Consider the following 13,092-nt stretch of genomic DNA (forward strand, 5'->3'; position numbering starts at 1 on the left):
CGTCTCTTAAGGGAACTTAAGGGGGCCAACGCTAGCAGGAGTCGGTCTCCTCAAGGAACCCTCTCGGCTATCATCGAGCTCATGCAGCGAACCCGGTTCGGCGACATGGCCTGCTCGATCGCCCGCACGCTGGACGTGATCGGCGAGCCGTGGTCGCCGTTGATCCTGCGCAACGTGATGGTGGGGATCGGCCGCTTCGACCACCTCCAGCAGAGCCTCGGCATCTCCCGGAAGGTGCTGACTGAGCGGCTCAGATGGCTCGTGGACAACGACGTGCTGGAACGACGGCAGTATTCGGAGCGGCCGCCCCGGTACGAGTACGCACTCACCGTCAAAGGGACCGAGTTGTGTGACTTGCTGATGGTGATGGTGCGGTGGGGCGACCGCTGGACGGCGGGCGAGGCCGGGCCGCCGGTGCTGTATCGGCACCATGCCTGCGGGGAGATCGGCTACGTCGAGCTGCATTGTTCCGTGTGCGACCGTCCCATGGACGTCACCGGCATCGACATCCTGCCTGGTCCGGGAGCTGCCGTCACCACCTGACCCGTCCCCCCTCATGGCCCGGCGATCACGCGGATCACTTGGACTGCTCCCTCGGAGGGGGACGACGGCCACGGGATGATCTGGCCGGGGAGGGGCGTGAGGCCGGTCACCGTCCGGGGCCTGACGAAACGGCCGATCTAGAGGGTTGACGCCGGTCAAGCAGGGTGGCTCTGGCCCGTGGGTCCCGCCGACCGCGGTGTGACTAGGGGCACATACTGGCTATATGGACCGGCTCGTGGGGTTAGGGGACTTCCTCCGCTCTCGCCGGGCCCGCCTCAATCCTGAAGACGTGGGGATGGAGGGCGAAGGGCATAGACGCGTTCCAGGGCTGCGTCGCGAAGAGCTCGCACGACTCGCCGGCGTCAGCGTCGACTATTACACCCGGCTGGAACAGGGCCGCAGCAAGAACGCCTCTCCGATGGTCCTCGACTCGATCGCCCGAGCGCTCCGGCTGAACCAGACCGAGCGTGATCACCTGTTTGCGCTGGCCGGCCCCATCCTCGTTCCCGTCCGTCGCCACGCGGGCGCCTGGCAACGGGTATCACCCCTGACCTACGAACTGCTCGACGCACTGGAGCGCGCAGACATCCCGGCGTGCGTGTTCAACCATTGCCTGGACATCCTGGCCGCCAACCGGCCGTTCTGGGCTCTGCATATGCGGCAGGACGCCAGACCGGCTCGAGACAACAGCCTCCCGAGATTCTTCTTCCTGGACCCGGACTCACGCAGGCTGTATCTCGACTGGGAGCACGTGGCGACCGACGTCACCGCCATGCTCCATTTCGCCCTCGGGCGTCATCCCGACGATCCGAGGCTCAACGAGCTGATCGGGGAGTTACTGGAAAACGAGGACTTCAGGAGAGTATGGGCTGCTCACCATGTATATGAGCGCGCCTCTGGAACGATTGCCTTTCACCATCCGATAGTCGGGGACTTCTCGATCAACTACCAACTTCTGCGGCTCCCCGGAGACCCCGAGCAGTTCCTGTTCGCCTGCACCGCCGCACAGGGATCTCTGTCCGCCTCCGCCCTGAAACGGTTGGCCAAATGGGCCGGAACACGAGGCCATCCTTCCCACAACTAAGCGTGGCGAAGCCCACCAAGGAGCCGCTCAAGAAGCGCAGCCGAAGCCGCCGTTGATCAGCCGCGTTGGCGTAGCGCTGACCCCCTCGGGTTTCTGTCAGGGTGTGGCCGCCGAACTGGCCGGTCGCGCACGGATCTCCTCGGGCACAGGACGTACCAATGCCCGAACGGCCTCCGCATTGATTCGTTCGATCTGCGACCCGCTTAGCGCGTCCGTCAGCGCGTCCCAATCGTTTTGCGCTGCTCGTTGGCATCGCCACGAGACGTCCCGCCTCCGCGGGCTCGCGCGAGCCGGAGACCGGAGCTTCCACGTAGGCGCTGCCGGTCCGCAGCTCTCGTCAGTTCGTGGGCGGGATGTTGTGGTTGATCCGGAACAGGTTCGCCGGGTCGTAACGTCGCTTGATCTCGCGTAGCCGCGGGTAGGCCTCCTCCGACCAGGCCAGCGCCGCGGTCTGCGGTTCCGCGTCGCCCGCGAACATGAAGTTCAGATACCGGCGGCCGGTCGACCACGGTGCCAGGGCGTCGATCAGCGTCTGCTCGTAGCCGCGCAGGGCCTTGGCGTCGGGCGGGCCGCCCGCCGCCACGAGGAAGATGTTGAAGAGCGTCGCGTCGCGGTTGCCGACCGCGTTCGGCACCGCCGGCGGCCGGGCCAGCGCACCGCCCATGTGACGGATCTCGGCCAGGACCAGCGGCGAGGCCGCGTCCGGGCCGGCCAGCCGGAGGAACTCGTCCACCGCCTTGGCCGGCAACTCGCTCAGGAGGGCACCATGCTCGAACAACGGCAGCGGGTCAACCGGGTCGTTGTGTACCGCCGCGACCGCCGAGTACGGCATCTCGCCGACCGCGTCGATGATCGGCTCGCCCAGTGCCCGGAATGGCGCGACCAGCCGTTCGCCTTCCGCCGGGTCTCCGAGGTACGTGATCCGCAGATGGGCCACCAGCCGATCGCGCAGCGGTTCCGGCACGAACGGCAACGCAGGCAGGTGCAACAACCCAACTGAGCCGGACATCTCCTCCGGCACGTCGGCCGTCCACTCGCGGAACAGGTGCAGCACCTTCCCGGACAGCTCGCCCGGGAAGAAGATGCCGCCGCCGTAGAAGCCGCGGATCGGGAACAGGCCGAACTCGATCGCCACCACGACCCCGAAGTTGCCTTTTCCGCCGCGCAGCGCCCAGAACAGGTCGGGCTCGGATTCCGCGGTGACGCGCCGCAACTGGCCGTCCGCGGTCACGACCTCCAAAGCGGTGACGTGGTCGGCGGCGTACCCGTGTTTGCGGCCGAACGGTCCCAGACCTCCGCCCAGGGTGTAGGAGACGACTGTCACCGTCGGCGACGAACCGTTCAGACCCGCAAGACCCACCTTGCTTGCCTGCTCGATGAAGTCGGCCCACCGGACGCCCGCCTCGACCCGGGCCGTGCGAGCGCCCTCGTCGATCGCCAGCCCGGTCAGGCGCCGCGTCGTGATCAGGACCGAGCCCGCCGACGGCACCGAGCTGCCGTGACCCGCGCCCAGCACCGCGACCGGCAGTTCATGAGCCGCGGCGAACTTCACCGCGGCCCGAACGTCGGCCGCGTTCTCGGCGCCGACCACCACGGACGGCGCGTGCACCACTGTCAGGTTGTAGGTGCGAAGCTCCTCCGCGTAGCCCTCATCCTCCGGTAGGAGGACGGGACCGGCCACGGTCGCTCGAAGGTCACCAATGGACAATCGTGTACTCATGGGAAAGCGGCCTTTCTGCGTGGTGCCGGACTGCTGGACCATCGAGCCCGGCTCTAAGTGGACAAAAGGGGGAAAGGGCGCATCGTCGTGATCAGGCCGATGAGGATGTCGGCACCGGTCATGTTGGTGGCACGGCCACCGGAGCAGCACCAGGTCCGCGACCTCGTCCGGCCGGGCGAAACGCCCGGTCGAGGATCCGCTGACCGCGCCTCTGACGACGTCCTCCCGGGAGGCGGTTGCTCACTTCGCCGACGGTTTCGGCCATCCCGGCCGACGCCCAGCCGCGGATCGGGCTCCACGGGCCCGGGGCTGACCGTGTTGACCCGCACGCCGCGCGGACCGACCTCTTCGACAGCGCTTCGCAGATGTCCAGCCGGCCACCAAGCGGTTCCGGCCGAGACGAGGGGGGCCGGGCCGTCCGGGGTTGCTCAGGTCGGGGTGACCGGGTGGAGGTGGCCGGTCTGGGCGAGGGCGGCCGGCTCATGCGGGCTCCCGCGACCACGCTCACGGCTTCGTCGGCGAGCGCCCGCACGATACCGCAGCCGGCACCGGTGACCAGGGTGGTCATGCCCGGCAGATGAAGATCCATGGCAGTCCCTCCGAGGGCGAGGGACCATGGCCATCGGCGGCTACTTCAAGAAGGTGAGCAGGCGCCGGGTCATCTCGTCGGGATGTTCTTCGTAGATCCAGTGGCCGGAGTCGGCGATTACCACGCTGGTGACGTTGGTGGCGTAGTCCTCGACCTGCGTGCCGACGAAGTCCTTGAGACTGTGGTCGGCTCCGACCGCGAGCACCGGCATCGTCAGCTTCGTCCGCTTGTTCACCGCGTTGTCGTCGATGTCGGTCGGGAAGGCGCGGAACCATTCGAAGCTGGCCCGTAGGTGCGCGTCGTCCTTGAGATACTTCGCGAAGACCTGCACGTCATCGGCGTCGACGCCGTCCTTGACCACCTCGAGGTGGTCGGTGAAGCCTTGCACCCACTGTTCCTCCCGGCCGTGCACGGACTCCTCAGGCAGGCCGTTGGTCAGCAGGAAGAAGCCGAACTGCCACGGGCCGGGGCCGTCCTCGGTCAGTGCCGGGAACGAATAGATGTTCTCGTCTGGGATCGGCGCCTCGCTGAGCACCAGCCGTTTGACCTCGTTGGGATGGGCGGCGGCGTAGGCGTAGGCCACCATCGTTCCGATGTCGTGCCCGACCAGCCGGATGTCCTTGTTCAGTCCCAGCTCGACGAGCAGGCCGTGAATGTCGGCCGCCATCGTCTTCTTGTCGTAGCCGCCGACCGGCGCGTCACTCTTGCCGGCGCCGCGCAGGTCAGGAGCGATGATCGTGTACCGCGCCGCGAGAGCGGGCATGATCTCGTGCCATTCGTACCAGGTTTCCGGGTACCCGTGCAGCAGCACCAGCACGGGACCGTGGCCGCCCCTCACGTAATTGATGCCGACAGCGCCGACGCGGATCTTCTGTTCGGTGAAGCCTTTCGGCAACCGGCTGTCGGCGGTGCCCCGGCTGTGCGAGGCGGCCGCCGAGGGAACCGCGAACGTCGCAACGGCGGCGAGTAGGACGCCGGCCGCACCGGCCGACACCCAGGCGCGGATGCGTGAACCCGTTCTCACAGGTTCTGCTCTTTCAGCCAGGACAGGGCCGTCTCGGCGACCTCGCGCCAGCCGGAGTCGATGGTCAGCGAGTGCGCCTTGTCCGGGAAGTCGATGATGTCGGTGACCGCGTGGGAGTGGCGGTACTGCTTGAGTGTCGCCCGCACCACGGTCTCGGGCACGGTGTGGTCCTTGCCACCCGCGATGAGCAATAGCGGTCCGCGTGACTCGTTCGCGGTGTTCACCTTGGCTGAGGAGTGCGGGTTGAAGTTGGCAGCGGCGGCCTCGAAGAGCGGCTTGCCGGGGGCGGGTATGGACCAGCGGTCATACAGCTCTTGGGACTCCTGCTCCGAGATGGCGTTGCCGAAGGCGTAGCGGAACTGTTCGGGGGTCAGCGAAACCGACTTGTTCTTGTTCGCCGGATTGCCGAGCACGGGGAAGCCGGACCGCAGCGCCGACAGAGGTAGTGGCAGCACGCCCTTGATCTGGGCGGCGTCGATGGCCACCGCCGCGGCGCCGAGGTCGAGGCCGAGCAGCTTCTGGGCGATCATCCCGCCGAATGAGTGCCCGATCAGGATCGGTGCCGAAGGCAGCCGTTCGATGATGCCGGCGAAATGTTCCACCACGTCGTCAATGCCGTGGCCGGCGATCGCGTCGGGATTCGCCCGCGATGCCGCGACCGTGTCACCGTCGCCGGGCCAGCCCGGAGCTTGCGGCAAGTAGCCGGCGTCCTCGAAATACTGCACCCACGGATCCCAGGATGAGGCGTGCAGCCAGAGACCATGGATGAAGAGCACGGGCGTTCTCATAGTTGGCTCCACTCGTCATGAGCTGGGCGCCAGACGCACCACAGCCGTGTAGACCGTAGGACGGCGGAGGACCTGCCGGCTTCAGTCGTGGGCGTGAGTCATTCGCCCCGGGCAACCAGCGTCAGGGGTATCGGCTAGCGTCACCTGACTGAAAGTGGTCGCGCCTGGCCTGGTTGCCGGGGTTGTTCAGCACGGCAGCCAGCTGATTGCGGGAGACGATTCCGAGTTTGGGGAACATTCGGTACAGGTGCGAGCTGACCGTGCGGTGTGACAGAAACAGACGCTGGCCTATCTCGCGGTTGGACAGGCCCTGAGCCGCCAGCTCGGCGATCTGGGCTTCCTGCGGCGAGAGCAACTCGCGCGGGTTCGACGTCGGCTGCCACCCGCGTTCGCCTGTCGCACGCAGCTCCTGGTCAGCTCGCTGCGCCCACGTGCGAGCACCTAAGGCGTCGAAGGTGCCCCGTGCCGCCCGCAGTGGTTCACGGGAGTCGACGACGCGTCGCTGCCGGCGCAACCAGGAGCCGTAGGCCAGTTCAGCCCGAGCTCGATGCCAAGGCAGCCGGCGACCCGCGCCATCCATGGCGGTCTGGAAGAGCGACTCGGCCGACGCGGGGTCTGCCAGCACTGCTCTCGAATACTCCAGGGCGATGGTCGATCCCGTCGAGGGGGAAGCACCGGCGAGGTCTTCCACCGAGGTCAACACGGATCTCGCCTCGGCGCGGCGACCGGTGCGGACGGCGGCGTCGGCCAGGTAGCTGAGAGTCCACACCTGCTGTACGCGTTGGAACGCGGGGTCGCCTGGCGTGTACACGCGGCGAAGCTCGCCGTACGCCTGATCGTGACGGTTCGCGCCCAGCTCGGCGATGCCACGAGCGAGCTGGACGCCGGCGAGCAGGGACGATGCGGCGTTCGGGGTCCGCAACGCCACGTGCTCGGCCTCCGAGAGCAGGTCGTGGCCTGTGTCCCAGCCCCTGCCCACCGCGTCGATCAGTGCTACGGCGATGCGTGCGGTGGCAGCCCACAAGGACTGACCCGTCTCGTCGGCGAGCCGCATGGCCTCGTCGGCCGAGCTCGCCACGTCGAAGCTCCCCAGGTAGATCTCGGCCCATGCTCGTATCGCCAGCGCCTCGGCGAGCAGGCTCATGCGGCCCTGCGCGCGTAGCTCTTGGACTGGCGTGGACAGGAAGGCGACGGCACGGCGGAAATCGCCCGTGCAGAACGCCGCGATGCCCAGCAGGCCGGCCAGATCCGGTCGCCCGCCGGCGTCCGCGGGCCACCGCGTGAGCTGCTCGATGACCGTCGGCCCCTGCTCGTGGGACTCGGAGAGCGCGTAGATGGCCAGCAGCCGAGCGTCGTGTGCCGGCAGGTTCACCTGCTGGGCCGCCTGGACGATCTCGTGCCTCACCGTCTCACCGGGGTCGCGCCACCAGACTCTGCGGGCTGCGCCGACCAACAGCTGCATCGCGAGGTCGACGTCCTGTGCGTCCGTGGCGTGCTGTGCCATGCCGACCAGGTGACGTACTTCCGCGGGTTCACCCGTTGAGCCGTCGTGGAAGACGCCTTCGAGCCAGGCCAGCCTGGACCGATCCCGCTGTCGCAGTGTCATTCCCGTGACCTGCGCCTTGATCTGCTCAACCTGGCTGAACCGGCCGAGTTGGTAGCCGAGTTCTGCGGCGCTGAGCAGGCGGGCGGCTCTCGACTGCGGGTCCGGACTCAGGGCCGCCGCCCGCTGGAGCCAGGCGGCGGCGGAGGCGACCGCACCGCGGCGTTGGGCGTTGTCGGCCGCCTGTTCCAGCTCGCCCGCGATCTGCTCGTTGTGTCCTGACAGCGAGAAGGATCGGTGCCACACCGCGCGGTCCGGATGAGGCGCCAGGACGCGCGCGAGCGCCGCATGCGCCTGCTGGCGCGTGGCCGGCGGCATGGCCTGCCGAAGGGCCGAGCCGACCAGCGGGTGGGCGACGCGGTACCTCTCGCCGACCACGGTCAAGAGCCCGTGCTCGAACGCCGGCTGAACCATGGCACGGTCGAGGGGCGAGCCATGGAGGATCTGCGCGGCCGCGAGGACGTCGTTGACGTCGTCGCCGTCGTCGACCGCGGCGACGGTCAGGACCGCGCGTACGGCTGGGGCGAGGTGCTCGGCACGCGCGGCGAACGCCTGTTCCAGGCGAGTGGTCATGGGCAGGTCCTCATCGAACTCGGTCCACGCGTACCGCCCCGACTCCAACGCGGCGGCGAACTCCAGCAGGGCGAGTGGATTGCCGCGGGCCTGCCACAGCACGCGATCGCGCAGCGTCGAAGACAAGTGCGGCGCCCGCGCGTCCAGCAACGCGGCCGATGCGGCCTCGCCGATGCCGTCCAGCCCCGTCCATTCGACCGTGTGCGCGTCAGCGAACGGCAGCGCCTCTGGGCGGGACGTGCAGAGGACGATGATCCGCTCACTGGCGATCCGGCGTGCGACGAAGGCGAAGGCGTCTGTCGACGGCTGGTCCATCCAGTGGAGATCGTCGAGGCACACGAGGACGGGCGTCTGTCTCGCCGCGTCGACGAGCAGCTCCAAGACCGCCAGGAATGTGAAGAATGGGTTGATTTCGGCCGAATCGCCCATGGCGAAGCAGGCGAGGAGTGCGTCGCGCTGCGTGGTCGGCAGCCGGTCGACGCGGGGCAACAAGGGTCGGAGCACCTGGTGAAGGCCGGCGAATGGAAGGTGCGTCTCGGACTGACTGCCCCGAGCAGTGAGCACGGCGAACCCGAGAGACCGCGCATGCTCCACAGCCTCCGCCTGCAGTGCACTCTTGCCGACCCCGGGCTCTCCGAGAAGCCCGATCGCGCGACCCCGGAAACCGACGCCCTCCAGATGTCCGAATAGGGACCGCAGTTCGTCGTCGCGCCCGACGAGGCGCCGGCGGGTGACCGTGTTCATGGGATCGAGCATCCAGCCGCCGGCGGCCCGTGTCCAACCGGCGTGGGCAGGCACGCGGGTTGCGGGAGCCGGCCCACTGGTCGTGACGCGCAGTTGCTCGCGCGGATAGGCCCAATCGGTCAGTCGCGCCGTTTCGGGTGGTCGTGGGCAAGCGGCTCTCCCCGCTCCGGTACGACCACATCAACCATCGGCGTCTCCGCTGACGGGCGGCCTGATCCTGCCTCGTTCGCCTCACCTTGCCGGGGGCGAGCCGGGAAAAACAGACGGACGGCTTCGTAGCGGCCGCGTGAATAGATCTTGACAACGTTGTCGGCGAGGGCCACCCTAACCGCTGTCTCTGTCCGGGCGCCCCTCCGCGAGCCCACCATCCCCGTTCCGCTCAGCTGGACCAGCCGGCGGGCCGTGCCGCGGGTCCCGACCTACATGGAGGTCCTTCATGTTAACCACGCTGACTCGCACGGCACTTGCCGCTGCGCTCGGCGGCGCCGTGCTGATCGGCGGCACCACCCAGGCGGCGGCGGCCCCCCCGCCCGCGCGGGCCGCCGTGTTCGCCGACCCGGTGCAATACGTGAATCCGTTGATCGGGACCGGCAACGGCGGCGAGGCCGTCGGCGATATCAACGACTTCCCCGGGGTGGACACGCCGTTCGGCATGATGCAGCTCAGCCCGGACACGGCCGGTTCGGGCGTTGGCTACTCCTACGGCAAGTCATCGATCCGCGGATTCAGCCTGAACCACGCGTCCGCCGGGTGCAGCGTGTTCGGAGACGTGCCGATCCTGCCCACGATCGGCTCCATCGGCACGGACCCGGGGAACGCCTCGGCGACGTTCTCCCACGAGCACGAGCACGCCACGCTTGGCTCCTACGACGTGCTGCTCACCGACTCGGGCGTCAACGTCAACCTGACCGCCACCAACCGCACCGGCCTGCTCTCCTTCGACTATCCCGCGGGCAGCACCGCCCAGGTGCTGGTGAAGTCGGGCGCGAGTCTCGGCGGCAACAGCGCCGCGTCCGTCACCGTCGACGGCAATGACGAGGTGTCCGGCTCGGCGACGGCGAACGGGCTGTGCGGGTTGGGCAGCTACACCGTCTACTTCGACATCAAGTTCTCGCAGCCGTTCACCGCTCACGGCACCTGGCAGGGAAAGACCGTCACCGCCGGGTCGGCCGGCGCGAGCGGCAAGGGATCCGGCGCCTATCTGACCTTCGACACGAGCAGCTCCACGACGGTGCGCGCGAAGGTCGGGATGTCGTATGTGAGCGTCGACGGGGCGCGCAAGAACATGGCTTCCGAGATCCACGGCTGGAACCCCACGCCGGTGCAGCAGCAGACGCGCGCCGCGTGGCGCCGGGCGCTGAACACCGTCCAGGTCGGCGGCGGCAGCGCCGCGAACCTGACCACGTTCTACACCGCCCTCTACCACTCGCTGCAGTTCCCGAGCGTCTTCAACGACGTGGACGGCCGCTACATGGGCTTCGACAACCAGGTCCACCACGTGCCGGCCGGGCAGAAGCAGTACGCCACGTTCTCCGACTGGGACACCTACCGCGCCCTCGCGCCGCTGCAGGCCATGCTGTTCCCCAAGGAAGCCGGCGACATGGCGAACTCGCTGCTCCGCGATGCGCAGCAGCAGGGTGACTGGATGCCGCGCTGGCCGCTGGCGAACGTGAGCACGACCGGCACGATGAACGGCGACAGCGCGGTGCCGCTCATGGCGAACACCGTGGCCTTCGGCGGCCGGAACGTCGACATCGCCAGCGTGCTGCCCATCATGCTCAAGGGGGCCAACCACTCGGAGGAGCTGGGCTGGGGCTGGCAGGAGCGCCAGTGCGTGGAGGAGTACGTCCAGCTCGGCTACGCACCGAACGACGCCTGCTCGCAGGGCGCGCATGGCCGGCAGGGGGTCTCTGAGACGCTCGAGTGGTCCATCGACGACTTCGCGATCTCGCAGCTGGCGGCCGCGATCGGCGACAAGCACACCGCGGCGCAGTACCAGCTGCGCAGCCAGAACTGGCAGAACACCTTCAACCCCACGACCGGCTACCTCCAGCCGCGGGACGAGCGCGGCGCGTTCCCGAACGGTCCCGCGTTCGTCACTCCGCCGGCGAACGCCTTCGGCCAGGACGGCTACGACGAAGGCAACGCCGCCGACTACGGCTGGGAGGTCCCGCAGAACATGGCGGGCCTGATCGCCGCGATGGGCGGGAAAGACGTCGCGATCCCGCGCCTGGACACGTTCTTCAGCGAGATCAACGCCGGCCCGAACGCGCCGTACATGTGGATGGGTAACGAGGTCGACCTCTCCGTTCCGTATGTGTACGACTACCTGGGCCAGCCGTGGAAGACGCAGGCCCAGGTGCGCAAGATCGAGCAGAGCCTGTACCCGCCCACCCCGGACGGGCTGCCCGGCAACGACGATCTCGGCGCGATGTCGTCCTGGTACGTGTGGTCGGCGCTCGGGATGTTCCCGGTGACGCCCGGCCGGGCCGACCTGGCTCTCGGCAGCCCGCTGTTCACGCACGCCGTCGTCCACCTCGGCAACGGCCGTGCGATCGACATCAACGCCCCCGCCGCCGGCGACAACACTCCGTACGTCACCGGCGTGCGGCTGAACGGGCACCCCTTCGACAGCACCGGGCTGCCCGAGTCGGTCGTGACCCGCGGCGGCCGGCTCGACTTCAGCCTGTCGAGCTCGCCCAACACGAGCTGGGCAACCGGCCCGCAGGACGCCCCGCCGTCGTACCAGACCGGCCAGGTCCCGGCCATCGGGTTCACCGACCCCTCCGGGCCGGTCACGGTGACCGCCGGCGACACCAAGCAGGTCACTGTGGGCGCGCAGGGCACCGGGCTGCACGCCACGCCCGTGAAGTGGACCGCGCAGGCCTCTGGCGGCATCACCGTCAGCCCGTCCTCCGGCACGCTTGACGTGGCAGCGGACGGCCGCGCCAGTACGGACGCCACGGTGTCCGTCCCGGCATCGGCTGACTCGGGCTTCTACACGGTCTCGTTCAGCTTCACGACCAGCGACGGGCAGAAGCTGCCGGGCGGTGTGGTGGTGATGACCGTGCAGGCCGCCGACCACACCGCGATCGTGGCCGACAACCTGGGCAACCCCGACGTCGCCAACGGCCTCAGCGTGAAGGAGGAGGGGGACGGCCACACCACCGCCACCACGGCAGGCGGCCTGCCCGGCCGGACCACCACCGGCGCCGGGTCGTTCTACATGTACTTCAACATCGACAACTCGTTCGTTCCCGGCGGCCGGTACAACGCGACCGCGTACATCAGCTACTTCGACCAGGGGACGGGCAGCTGGGGCATCCAGTACGACTCCTACGGCAACGTGTCCAACAACGCCTACCGGGACTCGGCCCGCGTGACCAACACCAACACCGGCACCTGGAAGACCGCGGCGATCCCACTGCCCGAGGCCGCTTTCAGCGGCCGTGAGAACGGTGGCAGTGACCTGCGGTTGAACATCGGCGCCGGCGGCCAGGTGATCGGCCGCGTCGCGTTCGCCGTCACCGGCGACAACGTGCTCGCCATGCACCTGGCGTCGGCGCAACCGGTCTCGCCGGCCGTCACCACCCAGCCCGCGGACGCGACCGCCAACGGCGGCCCGGTGTCCTTCACGGCGGCTGCAACGGGCGACCCGCAGCCGGCGGTGCGGTGGCAGGCGAGCCTGCCCGGCGGCAACTGGGCCGACGTCAGCGGCGCGACCGGCACCACCCTGACGGTAACCAGCCCGCAGGACTACCCCGCCGGCACCCAGTTCCGCGCGATCTTCACCAACCTGGCGGGCGAAGCCGCCACTGATCCCGCAACCCTGCGTTAGTAGCGCCGGAGGGCCGCGTTGATCGTGTGCTGACGGGATGCAACGCACATAGCGGTGGCCGCCCCCGAGGGGGCGGCCACCGCCGCATTTCAGCGCGACCGTTCAGCGGGGCTCCGCCATCAGCGTCGCCCACCACGTTGTCGCAGTTCAGAGGCCGGATCCTGCTCGTGCGGGTCCGGCCTTTCGTCGTCTGGACCGTGATTGGACCGTGGGGCCAGACGTCACCCACCGCCCTGGACCGTCACTGAGCCGCTCTCTCCGGCACCTGATTGCGCGGGGATGGCGGGCCGCTGTGTTCGATCGGAACGACGACGTGCGCCGTGCGGGAGTCAGGTTGGGGTCCTGTCTGCGGACGTCGTGACGGAGGGGAGGGTGCATTCGGCCTGTCGGGGAGGCGCGGGGTGGGGGACTATCGACCGCGGATCATGGGACGACGGTGAGACTGCTCCCGGCGGGCCACGATGAGGCCGAAGCTGATCAACCCAGCCACGGCGAGCAGTAGGGCGATGGCGAACGTCTTGATCATGATCCCCCTCCGATTGTAGCGATGAGTAGTCGATAAACTACTGTGTGTAGTGGTGTCATG

General features: G+C 68.6%; 7 protein-coding genes. 3 read left to right on the forward strand and 4 right to left on the reverse strand.

The genetic code is table 11. The features are described 5' to 3' along the window. The first annotated feature begins 81 nt into the window (after positions 1–81). Positions 82–543, forward strand: a complete 462-nt coding sequence (locus Pph01_RS32230; RefSeq protein WP_204076964.1) for a winged helix-turn-helix transcriptional regulator — start codon at positions 82–84, stop codon at positions 541–543. Positions 544–766: 223 nt separating this feature from the next. Continuing rightward, positions 767–1,627 carry a helix-turn-helix transcriptional regulator gene (locus Pph01_RS32235; protein WP_204076965.1) on the forward strand — a complete coding sequence of 287 codons (861 nt, stop codon included), beginning with the start codon at positions 767–769 and terminating at the stop codon, positions 1,625–1,627. Positions 1,628–1,964: 337 nt separating this feature from the next. Here Pph01_RS32235 and Pph01_RS32240 read toward each other — a convergent pair whose 3' ends face one another. The 4 genes from Pph01_RS32240 to Pph01_RS32255 form a co-directional block, all read right to left on the reverse strand. Continuing rightward, entirely contained in the window at positions 1,965–3,335 is a 1,371-nt protein-coding gene (locus Pph01_RS32240; protein ID WP_239117173.1) for an FAD-binding oxidoreductase, read from the reverse strand. 641 nt (positions 3,336–3,976) lie between these two features. Beyond that, positions 3,977–4,960 (reverse strand): alpha/beta fold hydrolase, encoded by a 984-nt coding sequence (locus tag Pph01_RS32245; RefSeq protein ID WP_204076967.1) that lies wholly within the window; start codon positions 4,958–4,960, stop codon positions 3,977–3,979. Further along, positions 4,957–5,748, reverse strand: coding sequence for an alpha/beta hydrolase (locus tag Pph01_RS32250; protein WP_204076968.1), 792 nt, complete (start codon positions 5,746–5,748; stop codon positions 4,957–4,959). Before Pph01_RS32250 ends, Pph01_RS32245 begins: the two co-directional genes overlap by 4 nt. A gap of 121 nt (positions 5,749–5,869) precedes the next feature. Then, on the reverse strand, positions 5,870–8,668 hold the full coding sequence (locus tag Pph01_RS32255) for an ATP-binding protein (RefSeq protein WP_204076969.1): 2,799 nt from the start codon (positions 8,666–8,668) through the stop codon (positions 5,870–5,872). Positions 8,669–9,104: 436 nt separating this feature from the next. Between Pph01_RS32255 and Pph01_RS32260 the strand changes: the two genes are divergently transcribed. Then, a complete protein-coding gene (locus Pph01_RS32260) occupies positions 9,105–12,506 on the forward strand; it encodes a GH92 family glycosyl hydrolase (protein ID WP_204076970.1) in 3,402 nt (1,133 codons plus the stop codon). The last annotated feature ends 586 nt before the right edge of the window (positions 12,507–13,092 follow it).

This window comes from Planotetraspora phitsanulokensis, from assembly GCF_016863295.1.
Classification (GTDB): domain Bacteria; phylum Actinomycetota; class Actinomycetes; order Streptosporangiales; family Streptosporangiaceae; genus Planotetraspora; species Planotetraspora phitsanulokensis.